This window comes from Microbacterium sp. NPDC055599 (assembly GCF_053618975.1).
In genome coordinates, this window is the sequence record NZ_JBSHIM010000002.1 from 111,642 (window position 1) to 129,493 (window position 17,852).

At 73.1% G+C, this 17,852-nt stretch carries 13 protein-coding genes and 1 other RNA gene; 3 read left to right on the forward strand and 11 right to left on the reverse strand.

What is annotated here, in order from left to right; translation table 11 throughout:
- Nucleotides 1-122: 122 nt before the first annotated feature.
- From ACWGQ1_RS02100 to ffs, 10 genes are all read right to left on the reverse strand, one after another.
- Nucleotides 123-1,052, reverse strand: a complete 930-nt coding sequence (locus ACWGQ1_RS02100) for a DMT family transporter (RefSeq protein WP_136032139.1) — start codon at nt 1,050-1,052, stop codon at nt 123-125.
- Complete coding sequence (recR, locus tag ACWGQ1_RS02105; protein ID WP_136032137.1) at nt 1,049-1,642, reverse strand: recombination mediator RecR; 594 nt, start codon at nt 1,640-1,642, stop codon at nt 1,049-1,051. The genes ACWGQ1_RS02100 and recR overlap by 4 nt, the downstream gene beginning before the upstream one ends.
- The gene (locus ACWGQ1_RS02110; protein WP_452312260.1) at nt 1,642-4,059 is read right to left on the reverse strand and encodes a DNA polymerase III subunit gamma and tau; all 2,418 of its coding nucleotides are present in this window, start codon (nt 4,057-4,059) and stop codon (nt 1,642-1,644) included. The genes recR and ACWGQ1_RS02110 overlap by 1 nt, the downstream gene beginning before the upstream one ends.
- Nucleotides 4,060-4,133: 74 nt before the next feature.
- Entirely contained in the window at nt 4,134-6,644 is a 2,511-nt protein-coding gene (locus ACWGQ1_RS02115; RefSeq protein WP_136044210.1) for a glycoside hydrolase family 65 protein, read from the reverse strand.
- Nucleotides 6,641-7,399 (reverse strand): beta-phosphoglucomutase family hydrolase, encoded by a 759-nt coding sequence (locus ACWGQ1_RS02120; RefSeq protein ID WP_136034889.1) that lies wholly within the window; start codon nt 7,397-7,399, stop codon nt 6,641-6,643. Before ACWGQ1_RS02120 ends, ACWGQ1_RS02115 begins: the two co-directional genes overlap by 4 nt.
- A gap of 100 nt (nt 7,400-7,499) precedes the next feature.
- Entirely contained in the window at nt 7,500-8,720 is a 1,221-nt protein-coding gene (locus ACWGQ1_RS02125; protein ID WP_452312261.1) for an acetate/propionate family kinase, read from the reverse strand.
- Nucleotides 8,717-10,843 (reverse strand): phosphate acetyltransferase, encoded by a 2,127-nt coding sequence (pta, locus tag ACWGQ1_RS02130; protein ID WP_378823693.1) that lies wholly within the window; start codon nt 10,841-10,843, stop codon nt 8,717-8,719. Before pta ends, ACWGQ1_RS02125 begins: the two co-directional genes overlap by 4 nt.
- A 61-nt stretch (nt 10,844-10,904) precedes the next feature.
- Entirely contained in the window at nt 10,905-11,600 is a 696-nt protein-coding gene (locus tag ACWGQ1_RS02135; RefSeq protein ID WP_247982047.1) for a hypothetical protein, read from the reverse strand.
- On the reverse strand, nt 11,597-12,208 hold the full coding sequence (locus tag ACWGQ1_RS02140) for a rhomboid family intramembrane serine protease (RefSeq protein WP_452312262.1): 612 nt from the start codon (nt 12,206-12,208) through the stop codon (nt 11,597-11,599). The genes ACWGQ1_RS02135 and ACWGQ1_RS02140 overlap by 4 nt, the downstream gene beginning before the upstream one ends.
- A gap of 54 nt (nt 12,209-12,262) precedes the next feature.
- An RNA gene (ffs, locus tag ACWGQ1_RS02145) (signal recognition particle sRNA small type) lies at nt 12,263-12,359 on the reverse strand.
- Nucleotides 12,360-12,475: 116 nt separating this feature from the next.
- Here ffs and ACWGQ1_RS02150 point away from each other — a divergent pair.
- Genes ACWGQ1_RS02150 through ACWGQ1_RS02160 form a run of 3 tightly spaced genes read left to right on the forward strand, consistent with a single transcriptional unit; the run spans nt 12,476 to nt 16,920 of the window.
- A complete protein-coding gene (locus tag ACWGQ1_RS02150; RefSeq protein ID WP_136028517.1) occupies nt 12,476-13,465 on the forward strand; it encodes an AAA family ATPase in 990 nt (329 codons plus the stop codon).
- 10 nt (nt 13,466-13,475) lie between these two features.
- Nucleotides 13,476-14,666 (forward strand): DUF58 domain-containing protein, encoded by a 1,191-nt coding sequence (locus ACWGQ1_RS02155; protein ID WP_452312263.1) that lies wholly within the window; start codon nt 13,476-13,478, stop codon nt 14,664-14,666.
- On the forward strand, nt 14,653-16,920 hold the full coding sequence (locus ACWGQ1_RS02160) for a transglutaminaseTgpA domain-containing protein (protein ID WP_452312264.1): 2,268 nt from the start codon (nt 14,653-14,655) through the stop codon (nt 16,918-16,920). The genes ACWGQ1_RS02155 and ACWGQ1_RS02160 overlap by 14 nt, the downstream gene beginning before the upstream one ends.
- 16 nt (nt 16,921-16,936) lie before the next feature.
- Here ACWGQ1_RS02160 and trhO read toward each other — a convergent pair whose 3' ends face one another.
- Nucleotides 16,937-17,842 carry an oxygen-dependent tRNA uridine(34) hydroxylase TrhO gene (trhO, locus tag ACWGQ1_RS02165; RefSeq protein ID WP_136037039.1) on the reverse strand — a complete coding sequence of 302 codons (906 nt, stop codon included), beginning with the start codon at nt 17,840-17,842 and terminating at the stop codon, nt 16,937-16,939.
- Nucleotides 17,843-17,852: the final 10 nt, after the last annotated feature.

Below are 17,852 nucleotides of genomic sequence, written 5' to 3' on the forward strand. Positions count from 1 at the left end.
ACTCCCGGGGATGACGGGCGGATCCGCCCACGCTCATTCTACGGATCGCGCACATGCCCGACCGCGCATGTGACGGACGCGGACCCTTCACCGGTTGCGCGACTCACCGCAGGGCGCGGGCGCTAGAGGGCGAGGGGCGGGGCCGGGGTGGAGGACGGCGGCGGCACGGGGCGCAGCCGGCCGCCGGTCGCGGCGAACCAGCAGCCGACGATGATCAGCGGGAAGCCGATCAGCAGACCCGGCGTGAGCGGCTCGGACAGGACGATCGCGCCCAGCACGATCGCGACCACCGGGTTGACGTACGTGAACAGCGGAGCGCGCACCGGCCCCACCTCCCGGATGAGGGCGAAGAACGCCAGGAACGCCAGCGCCGTGCAGATCACCGCCAGGGCGAGCAGCGCCCCGAGCGAGGGCAGCGTCGGCACCTCGTGCTGTGTGAGGAGACCGATCGGCAGATAGACGAGGCCGATCATCAGCAGGGACAGCGTGATGGTGCCCAGCGACGGCACGTCGGCCAGCTTTCGCGCCACGATGAAGGGCGCGATCGCGTAGAGCACCGCGACCAGCAGGACCTCACCCGCCGCCAGCAGACTCACGTCGCCGCCGAACAGACCGGGGCCGGCCACCACGATCGCGACGCCGACGAAACCCACGAGCAGACCGATGCCCCGGGCGGGGCGCAGCACGCCGCGGTCGCCGCCTCCGAGCGCGATCAACGCCGCGAACAGCGGAACCGTCGCGACCAGGAGCCCCGTCATCCCCGACGGCAGCGTCATCTCCGCGTGACCGAGGAGCACGAAGGGCCCGGCCATCTCGACAGCGCCGAACGCGAGCACCCAGGGCCAGTGCCGGAGCGCCGCGCGCAGGGCTCCGCTGCGCAGCGCGAACGGCAGCAGCAGCAGCGCCGCGATCAGCGTGCGGCCCGCGACGATCGCCGGCGGGGAGATCGACTCCACCGCGATGCTGATGAACAGATAGGGCACGCCCCACAGCAGGGCCATGACTCCGAAGAGCAGCCAGCCCCGGCGCGTGAAGCCGGAGTGCGGGGTCACAGCACGCGCCGCCCCTCGAAGGCACGACCGAGCGTGACCTCGTCGGCGTACTCGAGGTCGCCGCCCACGGGCAGCCCCGACGCCAGGCGCGACACCGTGATCTGCATCGTGGTCAGCAGCCGGCTCAGATAGCTCGCGGTCGCCTCGCCCTCCAGGTTGGGGTTCGTGGCGATGATGACCTCCTGCACCGTGCCGTCGGCGAGGCGCGTCATCAACTGTGCGATGCGCAGATCGTCCGGTCCGATGCCCGCGATCGGGCTGATGGCGCCGCCGAGCACGTGGTACAGGCCACGGAACTCACGCGTGCGCTCGATCGCCGCCACGTCTTTCGCATCCTCGACCACGCAGATGAGCGCCTGATTGCGACGGGGATCACGGCAGATCGCGCACCGCTCCTGCTCCGCGACGTTGCCGCAGATCTCGCAGAAGCGCACGCGCACGCGGATCTCGGTGAGCAGCTCGGCCAGCCGTGCCACGTCGAACGTGGGCGTCTGCAGGATGTGGAACGCGATGCGCTGCGCGGACTTGGGCCCGATGCCGGGAAGCCGGCCGAACTCGTCGATCAGCTCTTGGACGATGCCGTCGTACATCAGGAGAACCTCGTGGGGGGCTCGTAGGGCTCTTCGCGAAGGAACGTCGCTCCGAGCACCTGGCGGATCACGGCCTCACCGTAGCGCTGCACGCCCCCGGCGGCGGGGGTGCGCTCGACCACGACGGGCGGGGTGGCGACCGACGGAGCGGCGGCCCTGGACGGCTGCGCGGTGGGGCGCGCCGCTGGTGGGGCGGACGGGGATCGCGGCTCGTACGCCGGCTCGTACGACGGGTCGTAGGGCGGCTCGTCGTCGAAGGCGGGCGCCTCGTCGTCTCCGGGCAGCGGCGGCTCGTCGCGGTCCACGGCACCGTCGGCCGGTGGAGCGGGCGCGGACGAGGCGGCCTCGACCTCTTCGGGCTCCTCGTCGACCGCGAGCGCCGGGGCGGCGGCGGCCACCGGCTCCGCGGTGGGGATCGCGGCCACGGCCCACTCGGTCACGGGCGCGGCGGAGTCGCTGCGGACCTGCGGGCGGGCTCGCGCCGCTGAGGCAGGCTCCGATGCGGGTGCGGCGTCGGCGGGGGCGCTGGACCCGGAGGATGCGGGCTGGCGCGGCGCTCCCCCCTGCGGCATCGGCGCCGGCAGATACTTCACCCGGACGCCGACCTCCTGCTCGATCGCGGAGCGCAGGTGGTCGGACGGACCGGAGCCGGGCGTGGTGCCCTTGAACTTCGCCACGTCGTGCTGGCTCGTGAACCCGAGCGTGAGCACCTCGGAGTCGGTGTCGTACGCGAGCGGCTGCACCGCGGTGGCGAGCAGCCACGACGTGCGGCTGATGCCCTCGAGCCGGGTGAGCACCGCCGGCCACGCCGCGCGGATGCGGTCGAACGTGACCGGGCCGGCGGGGGGCGGCGAAGACACGGACGGCGCCGACGCGGTGTCGTCGGCGGCGGCCGAGCCTCCGGCGTCGGAGCCCCCGGAGGCGGAGGTGGAGGTGGAGGCGGAGGTGGAGGTGGAGCGATCGGGGCTCGCGGGACCGGAGGCCCGATCGGACGACACCGCCTCATTCGCCGCGGAGGACGCGGGCGCTGCGGGAGCCGACGCGGCCGGTGCCACGGTCGAGGCGGGCGTCGGCACAGCGGGAGCAGCGGACGGCGCCGGGGCCGGTGAGGGTGCAGCGGGAGCCCCGGACGAGGTGGGCGTCGCCGACGTTCCCGGCGCGACAGACGCCTGCGCCATGGCCGGTGCGGGTGGCACGGCAGACGGTGCTGCGGCCGCGGCCGACGCGGGAGCCGCAGCCGGCGCGGGGGCCGATCCCCCGACCGCGGACGACGCGGTGCCGGGAGCAGCGCCAGCGCCCGAGGCCTCCGCCAGCACTCTCGCGACCATGAGCTCGAGGTGGAGGCGGGGCGACGTGGCGCCGGACATGTCGTCGAGGGCCGCGCTCACGACGTCGGCCGTGCGCGAGAGCCGGAGCGCCCCGAACGCCTCGGCCTGGCGGCGCATGCGGTCGAGCTCGTCCTCCGCGATGCCGCGCAGCACCGCGGACGCCCCCGAGCCCACGGCGGCGATCACGATCAGGTCGCGCAGGCGTTCGAGCAGGTCGTCGACGAAGCGCCGCGGATCCTGCCCGGTCTGCACCACGCGGTCGATCGCGGGGAAGGCCGCGGCGGCATCGCCCGCGGCGAGCGCATCGACGATCTCGTCGAGCAGCGCCCCGTGCGTGTAGCCGAGCAGTGCCACGGCGCGCGCGTAGCCCACGGTGACCGTCTCCGACCCGGCCGGGGAGTCGGACCCGGCGATCAGCTGGTCGAGCAGCGACAGCGTGTCGCGGGGACTGCCGCCGCCCGCACGCACGACGAGCGGCAGCACGCCCTGCTCGACGACCACGCCCTCCTCGGCGCACAGCTTCTCGACGTACTCGAGCATCGCGGCGGGCGGCACGAGCCGGAACGGGTAGTGGTGCGTGCGCGAGCGGATGGTGCCGAGGACCTTCTCGGGCTCGGTGGTCGCGAAGATGAACTTCACGTGCTCCGGCGGCTCCTCCACCAGCTTCAGGAGCGCGTTGAACCCCTGCGGCGTGACCATGTGCGCCTCGTCGAGGATGAAGATCTTGTAGCGGTCACGGCTCGGGGCGAAGGTCGCCCGTTCGCGCAGGTCGCGGGCATCGTCGACGCCGTTGTGGCTCGCCGCGTCGATCTCCACCACGTCGAGCGACCCGCCGCCCGCGCGGGACAGCTCCACGCAGCTCGGGCACGTGCCGCACGGGGTGTCGGTCGGGCCCTCGGCGCAGTTCAGGCAGCGCGCCAGGATGCGGGCCGACGTGGTCTTGCCGCAGCCGCGCGGACCGGAGAAGAGGTAGGCGTGACCCACGCGGTCTCCGCGCAGCGCCGTCATGAGCGGATCGGTCACCTGCGACTGCCCGATCATCTCGCCGAACGTCTCGGGGCGGTAGCGGCGGTAGAGGGCTGTGGTCACCACCCCAGCCTACGGCGTGCCACCGACGTTCGGCGGGTCGCGCCCCCTCCTCGACGGAGGAGGCGCGGCCCGGCTCAGTCGATCGGCTCGACGACCGGAATCGCGGTCGTGATCACCGGCACCGAGGCCGACAGGCGCGTGCCGTCGTCGCGCCGCGCATCGGCGAACTCCCGCAGCGTCGGCCGCCCGGCGATCACGGGCCCCTGGTCGGCCAGCCGCACCACCGCCGGGTCCTCCAGCGTCGCGAAGTACGCGGTGTCACGCACGCTGAAGGGCACCGGAGGGCCGCTGCGCACCTCGACCCGCAGCTCCTCGCGCGTGACCGTCACGGTGAGCGCCGACCCCTGCCACTGCAGCGGGAACGACAGCGACGGCCACCCCGCCGGGAGCCGCGGGTCGAAGCTCAGGTCGCCCGCGTAGTCGCGCATGCCGCCGAAGCCGCACACCAGCGCCGTCCACACCCCGCCGGCCGAGGCCACGTGCACGCCGTCCGACGCATTGTGGTGCAGGTCGTGCAGGTCGACGAACAGCGACTGCTCGAAGTACTTCTGCGCCAGGTCCTGGTACCCCACCTCCGCGGCCAGGATCGACTGCACCACGGCCGACAGCGTCGAGTCGCCCGTGGTCAGCGGGTCGTAGTAGTCGAAGTCGGCCTTCTTCTCCTCCGGCGTGAAGTGGTTGCCCTGCAGGAACAGCGCCAGCACCACGTCGGCCTGCTTCAGCACCTGGAACCGGTAGATGACCAGCGGGTGGAAGTGCAGCAGCAGCGGCCGCTGATCCGCCGGCGTGTTCGCCAGATCCCACACCTCGCGCTCCAGGAACAGCGAGTCCTGCGGGTGGATGCCCAGGCTCTCGCTGTACGGGATGTACATGGCCTCGGCCGCCCGCTCCCACGACTCCGCCTCGCCCGGCCCCAGCCCCGTGCGCTCGACCAGTGCCGCGTAGTCCTCGGGGTAGCTGTCGCGGATCTCGCGCACCACCTTGGCCGCGTAGCGGAGGTTGTAGCGCGCCATGACGTTCGTGTACAGGTTGTCGTTCACGACCGTCGTGTACTCGTCCGGCCCCGTGACGCCGTGGATGTGGAACGTCTGCAGGCCGTCACCCGCGTCCGACTGCTCGACCAGCCGCGCACCGCGCCAGAATCCGAGCGTCGCCCACAGCCGCGCCGTCTCGATCGCGATGTCGGCACCCTCGCGGCGCAGGAACGCCTCGTCGCCCGTCGCGCGCACGTACTTGCCCAGCGCGAAGCTGATGTCGGCGTTGATGTGGTACTGCGCCGTGCCGGCCGCGTAGTACGCCGACGCCTCCTCACCGTTGATCGTGCGCCACGGGAACAGCGCGCCCGCCTCGTTGAGCTGCGCCGCCCGCCGACGGGCGGCGGGAAGCATCTTCACCCTGGCGCGCAGCGCGTTGTACGCCCACCGCGGGGTCGTGTAGGTCAGGAACGGGAGCACGTAGATCTCGGTGTCCCAGAAGTAGTGGCCGCTGTAGCCCGACCCCGTGAGGCCCTTCGCCGGGACGCCGGCCCCGTCCGCGCGCGCCGAAGCCTGCGCGAGCTGGAACAGGCACCAGCGCGTGGCCTGCTGCAGGTCGTCACGCCCGCCGATCTGCACGTCGCTGCGCTCCCAGAACGCGTCGAGCCACTCGCGCTGCCGCCGGAACACCGACTCCACGCCCTCATCGGTCGCGCGATCGAGCGAACGACGGCACCGGTCGACCAGCTCCCGCGTCGGCACGCCCCGCGAGGTGTGGTAGCTGACGAGCTTCGTGATGGTGATCGGCACGCCCGCCTTGGCCTGCACCCGGAACACGTTCTTCGCGATGTCCGGCTCGCACAGAGTCCTGGCGTTGTACTGGTTCTCGGTCTCGACGATGTGGTCGGCCACCACCGCGACGGTCATGCCCGACGCCGCGACCCGGTACGACAGCGCCGAGCGCAGCCCGTCCTGCCAGTGCTCCGCGGGCTCCAGCACCCGGTCGGCGATGCGCTCCGCCTTGCGCGGGTCGAAGCCCGCGCCGCTCTTGGCTCCGATCGGCGTCCCCGCGTAAACACCGGCGCCGTCCTGGCGGTTCAGCAGCTGGCAGCTGATCGTGACGGGCGCATCCGCGTTCTCCACCACGACCTCGAGGCGCAGCACCGCGAGGTGACGCTCCTCGAAGCTCACCAGCCGCTGATCCCGCATGCGGACCCGCTTGCCCGACGGCGTCTCCCACACCACGCGACGCTCCAGCACGCCCGTGCGCATGTCGAGGGTGCGGGCGTACTCGCGCACGTCGGCGTCGTCGAGCGAGATCGGCTCGTCGTCGACGTACAGCCGCATCACCTTGGCGTCCGGCGCGTTCACGATGGTCTGCCCCACCTCGGCGAAGCCGTAGGCCTGCTCGGCGTGGCGGATCGGCCAGGTCTCGTGCAGCCCGTTGATGAAGGTGCCGTGCTCGTGCGCACCGCGGCCCTCGATGTGGTTGCCGCGCAGGCCGAGGTAGCCGTTGCCGACCGAGAACAGCGTCTCGCCGACACCCTCCTCCGAGTAGTGCGTCTCGATCAGACGCCACGGGTCGACGGGGAAGCGGTCGCGGTCGATCATGCGGTCTCCGGGATGTCGGTGCGGGTGTCGGGAAGCAGGGCGGCGAGGTCGTCGACCACGTGCGTGGCGCCGGCGGCGCGCAGCGCGTCGGCACCGGTGCCGCGGTCCACGCCGATCACGGTCGCATAGCCGGCGGCGGCGGCGGACGCGGCACCGGACGTGGCGTCCTCGACCGCGACGCTGCGGGCGGGGTCGACGCCCAGGCGGACGGCACCCGCCGCGAACATGTCCGGCGCGGGCTTGGAGGCCAGGCCGTCGTGCTCCGCGACCACGCCATCGACCACGACGCGGAAGAACGAGCGGATGCCGGCGGCGGCGAGCACCTCCTCGGCGTTCTTCGAGCTCGACACGACGCCCATCGGCACACCGGCCGCGTGCAGCCGCTCGACCAGAGCGAGCGAGCCGGGGAACGGGGCGATGCCCTGCCCGCGCAGCGACGCCGCGAAGGCGGCGTTCTTGCGGTTGCCGATCCCGCACACGGTCTCGGCCGAGGGGTCGTCGTCGACGGATCCCCACGGCACCTCGACGTTGCGGCTGCGCAGCAGGCTCGCGACCCCGTCATAGCGCTTCTTGCCGTCGACATACGCGAAGTAGTCCTCGTCGGTGTACGGCGGGGTGATGCCCCAGCGCGCGAACACGTCGTCGAAGACGGCCTTCCACGCCCTCATATGCACCTCGGCGGTCGGCGTGAGCACGCCGTCGAGATCGAACAGCACTCCATCGGCGAGGAGCAGGTCGGGCAGCGCTTCTGGCACAGGGCCTCCAGGAGAAGGGCGAGGGACGGATCGGCACCTCTCCGTGCCACTGTGCCAGCGTAATGCGGGCGGCACGCACGGGGTAACCCCGCAGCCGCGATCAGAGCAGCTCGGCCGTCTGCCTGGCGATCTGGAGCTCCTCGTCGGTCGGCACCACCAGCACCGTCACGCGCGACGCGTCGGTCGAGATCACCCGGATCCCGCGCTCTCTGGCGGTGTTGCGCTCCTGGTCGAGCTCGACGCCCGCGAAGCCCAGGGTCGCCAGGGCCGCCGCCCGCACCGGGGCCGCGTTCTCGCCGACGCCCGCCGTGAAGGAGATCACGTCGACCCCGCCGAGCTGCGCGATGTACGCCCCCGCATAGGCGCGGAGCCGGTGCACGTACACGTCGAAGGCCAGCACCGCCGCCTCGTCACCCTCCGCGACCCCGGCGAGGATGTCGCGCATGTCGCTGCGCCCCGCCAGCCCCGCGAGTCCGCTGCGGGTGTTCAGCAGCGTGTCGAGGTCGTCGATCGTGTACCCCGCGCGTCGCGACAGATGCACGAGTGCCGCGGGGTCGAGGTCGCCCGACCGCGTGCCCATGACGAGCCCCTCCAGCGGCGTGAGCCCCATCGACGTCTCGACCGAGCGACCGCCGTCGATCGCGGTGACCGAGGCCCCGTTGCCGAGGTGGAACACCAGCTGGCGCAGCTCCCCCAGCGGTCGGTCGAGGAAGCGGGCCGCGGCCTCGCTCACGTACTGGTGGCTCGTGCCGTGGAACCCGTAACGGCGCACCCGGTGCTCGGCGGCGAGCTGCGCGTCGATCGCGTAGGTGTAGGCCGCGGGCGGAAGCGTCTGGTGGAAGGCCGTGTCGAACACCGCCACGTGCGGGACGGCGTCGAACACCGCACGCGCGGCCCGGATCCCGGCGAGGTTCGCGGGGTTGTGCAGCGGGGCGAGGACGGCCAGCTCGCCGATCTGCCGCTCCACGTCGGCGTCGATCAGCGTGGGGGCGTAGAACCGCGCCCCGCCGTGCACCACCCGATGCCCGACGGCGACCGGCGGGTGCGCGTCGAGGGAGGGCCCGTGCGCCGCGAACTGCTCGCGCATCACCTCGAACGCGGCCGCGTGGTCAGGGATCGGCCGCTCCTCGCGGTACGTCGCATCGAGCATGGTCGGCACCGCGTCGGCGGCCATGACCGGGCGGACGGTGTGGGCCACCGGGCTCGACTCCTGGCCGATGCGCTCGATCAGCCCGCTCGCGAGCTCGTCCTCCCGCTCGACGTCGATCAGGCTGTACTTCAGCGAGGAGGATCCGCTGTTGATCACCAGGATCGCGCTCACGCCCGCTCCCCCTCTGCGCTCTGCGCCTGGATGGCGGTGATCGCGACCGTGTTGACGATGTCGTCCACGAGCGCCCCGCGCGACAGGTCGTTGATCGGCCTGTTGAGACCCTGCAGCACCGGACCGATCGCGACCGCTCCCGCCGACCGCTGCACGGCCTTGTAGGTGTTGTTGCCCGTGTTGAGGTCGGGGAACACGAAGACCGTCGCGCGGCCGGCCACCGCGGAGTCGGGCAGCTTGGCCTTGGCGACCGCGGCGTCGGCGGCGGCGTCGTACTGGATCGGGCCCTCCACGGGCAGCTCCGGCGCGCGCTCCCGCACGAGCGCCGTGGCCTGGCGCACCTTGTCGACGTCGGCGCCGCTGCCGGACTCCCCCGTGGAGTACGACAGCATCGCGACGCGCGGGTCGATCCCGAACTGCCGCGCCGTCGTCGCCGACGAGATCGCGATGTCGGCCAGCTGCTCCGCCGTGGGGTCGGGGATCACGGCACAGTCGCCGTACACCAGGACGCGGTCGGCGAGCGCCATCAGGAACACGCTGGACACGACCTCGACCCCCGGCTTGGTCTTGATGATCTCGAACGACGGGCGGATCGTATGGGCTGTCGTGTGCGCAGCCCCCGACACCATGCCGTCGGCGAGACCCAGGTGCACCATCATGGTGCCGAAGTACGACACGTCGGTGACCGTGTCGGCCGCCCGCTCCAGCGTGATGCCCTTGTGCGCGCGCAACCGGGCGTACTCCTCCGCGAACCGCTGCACCAGCTCGGGGTCGGTGGGGCTGAGGATCTGCGCGTCGGCGATGTCGACGCCGAGCTCGGAGGCCCGCGCGCGGATGGCGGCCTCGTCGCCCAGGATCGTGAGGTCGGCCACGTCTCGCGCGAGCAGCGTCGCGGCCGCGCGGAGGATGCGGTCGTCGTCGCCCTCCGGCAGCACGATCCGGCGACGGTCGGCCCGCGCCCGCTCCATCAGGCCGTACTGGAACATCAGCGGCGTGACCACGTGGGCCTCGGCGAGCCCGAGCTGCTCGGTCAGCTCGGCGATGTCGACGTGCGCCTGGAAGAGACCGAGCGCCCGCTCGTAGCGCCCGCGGGCATCGGCCGTGATCCGTCCGCGCGTCCCCATCACGCGCACCGCCGTGTCGTAGGTGCCCAGGTCGGTCGTGATGATCGGCACGGACGACGCGAACCCGTCGAGAAGCTGCAGGATGGGCGCGGGCAGCGGAAACGGCCCGTTGAGCACGATGCCGGCGATGCGCGGGAAGGTCCCGGAGGAATCGGCGAGCAGGGCGGCCAGGAGGACCTCCGTGCGGTCGGCGGGGATCACCACCACGGCCTCCTCCGTGATCCGCGGCAGCACGTTCACCATCGACATGCCGGCGACGACGATCGACAGGGCGACCGCGGTCAGGCGCTCCTCGTCGCCCGCGAGCAGCGTGCCGTCGATCGCTGCGAGGATGCCGCGGATGGACGGCGCCACGAGGGCGCGGTCCTCCGGGATCGCCCACACTGGGGTGCGGTCGGCCGGAAGCACGGCGCGAACGGCGGCGACGATCGGCTCCAGCGCCTCGGGGTCGGCGCGGTTGACCGCCACGGCGAACAGCTCCGCCCGTTCCGCGGCGAGCTCGGACAGCGCGAGAGCGGCGATCTGCCCCACGGCGGCCGGCGTGCGGGCGGTGGTGGTGCCCAGCTGCTCGGCCTGACGCTGCTGGTCGCGGCCGCTCAGCACGAGCAGCACGGGCGCGGCGAGGTTCGCGGCGATGCGCGCGTTGAACCCGAGCTCCGCGGGGCTCGCGACGTCGGTGTAGTCGCTGCCGACGATCACGACCGCGTCGCACTGCGCCTCGACCGCCTTGAACCGCGCGACGATGGTCGCCAGCGCGGCCTCGGGGTCGGCGCGCACGTCGTCGTAGGTCACGCCGATGCAGTCGTCGTAGTCGAGCTGCACGCCGTCGTGCGCGAGCAGCAGCTCGAGGATCTCGTCGCGCTCGGCGACCGACCGCGCGATGGGTCGGAAGACCCCGACGCGCGGGGAGACGCGCATCAGGGCGTCGAGCGCCCCGAGGGCGATCGTCGACTTCCCGGTATGGCCTTCGGCCGAGGTGATGTAGATGCTCCGCGCCACGCCCCCAGCTTAGGCGGGGCGCCGTCGGACGCGCCCGGACGGTGCCGTGACTAACGCGCCGTCACTCGCACGGTCCGGACAGAGCGTCGACCACGGCCGTCGCATCCTCCTGGTAGCGGGCGTAGTACTCGCGGTCGGTGTTGATCTGCACGCGGTGGATCGCGTGCGACGCCGGCATCGACTGCCACTCCGGAAGCCGCCCGAGACGCTCGTAGAACAGCGTGGCCGAGGCCGCGGGGTCCATCCGCTGCTCGACGCTGCCCCACCAGTCCTGCTGCTGGAACAGGCCGATGCTCGTGGTGCGCGAGCCGTCGGGGTTGGTCCAGCCGCGGGTCTCCCAGTCGCCGTAGTCGATCGCGCGCAGGCTGCTCTCCCCCATCGCGGTCATCACGCCGAGGATCTGCCCGTCGCGCCCGAAGCCGAGCGCGGAGGCCGTGCGGATGATGGTCGCCGCGTTCTCCAGCTGTTCGCCGCGCCACCCCTGGATGCCCGCCGCGGGGAAGGTCTCCGGGCGGTCGATGCAGACCGGCGCGGGGTCGCGGGCCAGGCCGAGCGGGATGAGCACCAGGAGCCCCGCGACCACGGCCACCACGCCGGCGGACACGAGCAGACGCCGGCCGCGCGTGCGCCAGCGCGCACGGGATGCCGTCCGGCGCCGCGCGGCCGCGCGACGCCGAGCCGCCGGAGACCTCTTCGCCGCGGGCCTCCGCCGGGCGGCGGGCTTGCCCGCCCGCGGCCTCGCGCGGGACGCGGTCACGGGCGCACGGCTCCCGCCGCCGGATGGGAGCGCCGCCCGATGAGCGCCGCGACGCCGCCGCCGATCGCGCCGAACAGGTGCCCCTGCCACGAGACGCCGTCGGCCACGCCGATCACGCCCGCGAGCATCGTGCCGCCGTAGACGCCGATCACGACCACGGCGATCACGGCGTAGAGGATGCGATGGGCGACGCGCCCCGGCGCGAACACGCGCATCACGACGTAGCCGAAGTAGCCGAACACCAGGCCGGAGGCGCCGACCGTGAGCGTGCCTGGAGCGTTCACGAGCCAGGTGCCGACCCCGCCGATGACCGCGACGATCACGGTGACGGCCCAGAAGCGTCGCGCCCCCTCGACCGCGACCAGGCAGCCGAGCACGAGGAACGGCACCGAGTTGGCGATGAGGTGCGCCCAGCTCGCGTGCAGCAGCGGGGCGAGGACGATGCCGCTGAGCCCCGACAGGTCCCACGACCGCAGACCGAAGCCCGTGAACGATCGGGGCAGCACGGCATCGGCGAACTGCACGAGCCACATCACCGCCAGCAGCAGCACCGGCGAGGCGAAGCGGGCGAGCGGATGCGGCGGCCGCGAAGGAGGGGGGACGGTCACCGCTCGATTGTCGCAGGCCCGTCCGACGAACGCCTGTGTACCGTGCCCGGCAAAAGAAAAGACCCTCCGCGCACCCAGCAGAGCCCGGTTACCCTTGCTGCGTTTCCGCCCTGGGGGAATTGGCCTGGATGCCGCCACGCGGAGAGCCGTCGTCCACTCTACCCGACCAGCGGCGGGGCGACGAACCCACGCGGGCATGGTCCCGCACGCCGCGCGGAGCGTACGATCGATTCACGCGCATCGTTGCGTCGACGTGAGAGGGATCGCATGCCTGAGAACGCCCCCCTGACCCCGGTCACGATCGACGCCGAGCGATTCGCCGCCCAGACGGCGGCGATTCTCGGCTCGATCAGCCAGGTCATCGACGGCAAGCCCGACGCCGTACGCAGCGCGCTCGTGTGCCTGCTCGCCGAGGGCCACCTGCTCATCGAAGACGTGCCGGGCGTCGGCAAGACGATGCTCGCCCGCGCACTGGCCGCGAGCATCGACGCCACGGTCCGCCGCATCCAGTTCACGCCCGACCTGCTGCCCGGCGACGTCACGGGCGTGTCGGTGTACAACCCGGTCGACCGGGAGTTCGAGTTCAAGCGGGGCGCCGTGTTCGCCCACATCGTGATCGCCGACGAGATCAACCGCTCCTCCCCCAAGACGCAGTCCGCGCTTCTGGAGGCCATGGAGGAGGGCCAGGTCACGGTCGACGGCTCCACGCACCGCCTGCCCGACCCGTTCCTCGTGGTGGCGACGCAGAACCCGCTGGAGATGGAGGGCACCTACGCCCTCCCCGAGGCGCAGCGCGACCGCTTCATGATGCGCATCTCGATGGGCTACCCCGACCCGGGCGCGGAAGCCCTCATGCTGCGGCAGCGCGACGTGGTGAACCCGCTCGCCACCGTGACGCCCGTGGCCGACGCCGCGTCCGTCGCGCAGCTCATCGCGTGGGCGCGGGCCGTGCACGTGGCCCCGGCCCTGGAGGAGTACGCGGTCGCACTCGCCCAGGCCACCCGCTCCGACCCGAGCCTGCATCTCGGTGCCAGCCCCCGCGCCACCCTCCAGCTCGTCCGCGCGGCGAAGGTGTGGGCGGCCCTCGACGGCCGCGACTACGTCATCCCCGACGACATCACGTCGCTGCTCCTCCCCGTGTTCGCCCACCGCCTGCTCCCCGCGCGCGGCGCCCATCGCGCCGGAGCCCAGCCCATCGAGGCCGCGCTCACGCAGATCGCCGAGCGCGTGCGCGTCCCGGTCGCCACCCGCTCCTGAGACCCCCGCCATGCGACGACGCCGCCTCCTCACCCGCCGGGGCACCGGCACGCTCGTCGCGGCGTTCGGCTGCCTGGTCGCGGCGAACGTGCTCGGCGCGCGCATCCTCCTCTTCATGGCCGTGTTCCTGGCGGCCCTCACCCTGTTCTCCGCGCTGGCGGTGCGGCTGCCACGGCGCTCAGGGACGGTCGCGCGACAGATCTCGACCGACCTGCTCACGGTGTCGGAGGCCTCGCGGGTCACGGTGCGCTTCACGCTGCGGGCGCTGCGGGTGCCGCACGGCCTGTGGCATGACGTGCTGCCCGACGCGGTCGCCGGAGACTCCAGCGGCGAATATCCCGCCGAGACCGCGCAGCTGAGCTACCTCATCACGGGGGTGCGGCGCGGCGTCTGGCCGCTCGGCCCCCTCATGCTCCGCACGGTCGACCCGTTCGGACTCGCGCAGCGGGAGCAGGCGTTCGGCGACACCCGGACGATCACGGTGGTGCCGGAGGTGTTCGCCCTCACGCCGCTCGCCGTGCGCATCGGGGCGGCGGGAGGGACGGCCCACACCTCGTCGACCCGCCTCGGACAGGGCAGCGACAACCTGTCCCCCCGCGGCTACGCCCCCGGGGACTCCATGCGCCGGATCCACTGGCGGGCCACGGCCCACCGCGGCGAGCTGATGGTGCGCCAGGAGGAAGAGGAGTCCAGCCCCGACGCGCTGGTCGTCCTCGACCGGAGCTCCGGTCGCTGGGACCCGCAGGGCGACGCCGCCGACCCGGCCTTCGAGTCCGCGGTGTCGCTGTGTGCCTCGGCCGCCCTGCACCTCGCCGCCGAGGGCTACAGCGTCGACGTGATCGACACCGCGGGCACGCTGCTCGGCGCGCTCCGCGGACACGAGGACGACCGCGACGGCCTGCTCGTCGCACTCGCCCTGGTGACCCCGCGCGGCGAGGCCCGGGAGCTCGCGGCCCTCGTCGGCGGCACCCCGCCCGGGCCGCTCGTGTTCGTCACCGGACGCGTCGACGAGGAGGACGCGGCGCTGCTGCGTCCCGCGGGAGCCGCGGCCCCGCTGCTGTTCGCGACCGAGCCGCTGCCGGGTGCGGCCGACGCGGCACGACAGCACGGGTGGACCGTCGCCGCCCTCGGCACCGACGTCGCCGAGGCCTGGGACGACGCGCTGGCCGCGCGGAGCGGAGCGGGCGATGTTCCGCGCTGAGCAGCCGCGCGCCGCGACCCCGCCGCCGCGCACCGTGCCGCGGTGGCACCGCGACCGCGACGAACCGGATCGCGTCGTCGCCACGGGCGTGCTCGCCGCGGTCGGAGCGCTCGTGGCCCTGTGGCCGTTCACCTCGGTGATCACGCCGGGGGCCTGGTCGTTCACGGTCGTGCTGATCGTGGTGGCCGTGGTGGGCACCGGGATGCTCGCCCGTCACCTCCTCCGCCGCCGGCGCGCGGGACTGGGCGACCTCGGCGCGCTGCTCGCCCAGGTCGCGGTCGCGGTCGCCGTGCTCACGCTGCTGCTCGCGGGCGACACCGCGATCCTGGGGGTCGTTCCCACCGCGACGACCCTCGCGGTGTTCCAGGGCCTGGGGGCGGCCGCATGGGAGCAGATCGTGTTCGGCTCGGCGCCGCTCGACGCCTCCCCCGCACTGGCGGGTGCCCTCGGTGCGGGCTTCGCCGTGGTGGCGATCCTGCTCGACCACCTGGTCGCCCAACGCTCGGCCGTGCTCGCCACCGTGCTGATCGGCGTGATCGGCGCCGTGCCGATGATCGTGACCTTCGGCGACCCGAACGTCGCCTGGTTCGTGGCCCTCGCGCTCACGGCGCTGCTGCTGTTCCGGGTCACCGCGCAGCGCGACGGCTCCTCTCCGCGCCGGAGCTCGCTGTCGGTCGCCGTCGGGGTCGGCGCGGCCGCCGTCGTCTCCGCGCTCGTGGTGACGCCCGCGCTGCCCGTCGCCCCCACCATGGCCGGCACCGGCGTCGGCGTGACCGTCGACGCGTCGCTGCGCCTCGGCGACGACCTGCGCCAGCCCAACCCGGTCGAGGTGCTCACCCTCGCCACCGACGCCGCCTCCGCGCCCTATCTGCGCCTGACCACGCTGTCCCGCTTCGACGGCCGTGTGTGGCAGCCCGACCGCGGCGACCTGCAGTCGCAGGCGGACGGCTTCGGGGAGCCGGAGTGGAGCGAGGGCGTCGCGACCGAGGACGCCACCACGTCCATCCGCATCCTGCGCATGTCGAGCGCCTGGCTGCCGGTGCCGTACCCCGCCACCGACGTGTCGGGATTGAACGGGTCGTGGCGGGTGGCCCCCGAGAACCGCACGCTGTACTCGCGTCGGTCCGACGCCGCCGGCAACGACTACACCGTGAGCTCCACACGCGTCACGCCGACGCTCGAGCAGATCCGTGCGGTCGACGCGGCCCCGCCGCTCGCGGATCCCGACATCGAGGACGTCGAGCTGCCCGGGATCATCGGCGAGCTCGCGGCCGAGGTGACCGCCGACGCGGACACCGACTACGACCGGCTCGTGGCGCTGCAGAACTGGTTCCGCGCGCAGTTCGACTACTCGCTGGAGACGCCGGTGGAGGAGGGCTTCGACGGCACCGGCGCCGACGCCGTCGCCCGCTTCCTGGAGGAGCGCTCCGGGTACTGCGTGCACTTCGCCGGCGCGTTCGCCCTGATGGCCGAGAGCCTCGACATGCGGGTGCGGATCGTGGTCGGGTACCTCCCCGGTTCGCTCACCGACGAGAAGCGCGGAGACGAGTCGATCTTCTCCGTGACGAGCGACCAGCTGCACTCCTGGCCCGAAGTCCTGTTCCCCGGCATCGGCTGGGTGTCGTTCGAGCCCACCGCGTCGCTCGGCGTTCCGACGGCGTTCCGCGCGGGCGAGGCCCAGGGCGGTGCGACCGGCGGGATCACGGAGCCCGCGCCGACCACGGCGCCGCAGACGCAGGAGACGCAGGGCCCCGACGTCGACCGGGGTGACGCGGACCCCGGGTCCGCGGGATCCGGAGAGCTGCGCCGCCTCGACCCGACCCCGGTCGCGCTCGTGACGCTCGGGGTGGTCGTGCTGCTCCTGCTCCCCGGGATCGTGCGGCTCATCGAGCGGCGGATGCGGATGCGTCGCGCGGCCCGAGGCGACGCGGCCGCCGCGTGGGCGGAACTGCGCGACACCCTGCTCGACCTGGCGCTGCCGGTGTCGCACGCCGACAGCCCCCGTGCGCGAGCCGCCGCCCTCGCGCGCGACCGTGGCGCGGACGCCGCAGCCCTGCAGCGCCTCACCACCGCGGTCGAGCGCGCCAACTACGCCCGCCCCGGCGCACAGGGGACCGACGATCTCGCGGAACCCCTGCGTGCGGTGCTGTCGAGCCTGCAGCACAGCGTCGACGGCCCGACCCGGGTGCGCGCGCGACTGCTGCCGCGGTCGCTGTACGCCCCGCGCGGAGCGGATGCGGCGCTGCTGGCCTGAGCGCCCCCGCGGGTGATCAGGACGCGGCGGCCTCGGCGGGGTGCGCGGCACAGCGCACGGTGTCGCAGTCGTCGCACACGACGAACTGCGCCCGGCACGAGAGGTCGGGGCAGTTCGCGGTGCGCTTGGTCGCGGCGCCGCAGCCCGCGCAGCGACCGATCACCCGGGCGTGATCGCTGAAGTCGACGGAACCGCGGCCGTCGAACACGTACAGCGAGCCGTCCCACAGTCCGTCGTCGCCGAACTTCTCGCCGTAGCGCACGATGCCGCCCTCGAGCTGGTACACCTCGCCGAACCCGCGGGCCGTCATCAGGCTCGACAGCACCTCGCAGCGGATGCCACCCGTGCAGTACGTCACGACGGGCTTGCCCTTCAGGTCGTCGTAGACCCCGGAGTCGAGCAGGTCCACGAAGTCGCGCGTGGTCTCGGTGGCGGGCACGACCGCGCCGCGGAAGCGCCCGATCTGCGCCTCGAGCGCGTTGCGACCGTCGAAGAACACGACCTCCTCGCCGCGCTCGGCCACGAGCTCGTGCAGCTGTTCCGGGGTGAGTCGCGCTCCGCCGCCGACGACGCCGTGCTCGTCCACGCGCAACTCGCCGGGCGCCCCGAACGACACGATCTCGTCGCGCACCTTCACGCTCAGCTTCGGGAAGTCGAGGCTGCGGCCGTGCTCGTCCAGCCCTGTGCCCTCGCTCCACTTGAGGTCGACGTCGCGGAACGGCGCGTACGACCGGAACGAGCGCGCCCACTTCTTGAGTGCGGGGAGATCGCCACCGAGGGTGCCGTTGATGCCGTCCTTCGAAATCAGCAGTCGTCCCCGCAGTCCCAGCGCCTCGCCGAGGTCGCGCTGCCACACCCGTATCGCCTCGGGATCGGCGAGCGGGGTGAAGGCGTAGAAGAGGACGATCTTGGGGGTTGCCACCCCGGAATCC

Coding starts and splice junctions, on each gene's coding strand:
- ACWGQ1_RS02155 (WP_452312263.1), top strand. CDS start 13,476: ATGCGACGACGCCGCCTCCTCACCCGCCGGGGCACCGGCACGCTCGTC.
- ACWGQ1_RS02160 (WP_452312264.1), top strand. CDS start 14,653: ATGTTCCGCGCTGAGCAGCCGCGCGCCGCGACCCCGCCGCCGCGCACC.
- recR (WP_136032137.1), bottom strand. CDS start 1,642: ATGTACGACGGCATCGTCCAAGAGCTGATCGACGAGTTCGGCCGGCTT.
- ACWGQ1_RS02150 (WP_136028517.1), top strand. CDS start 12,476: ATGCCTGAGAACGCCCCCCTGACCCCGGTCACGATCGACGCCGAGCGA.
- ACWGQ1_RS02115 (WP_136044210.1), bottom strand. CDS start 6,644: ATGATCGACCGCGACCGCTTCCCCGTCGACCCGTGGCGTCTGATCGAG.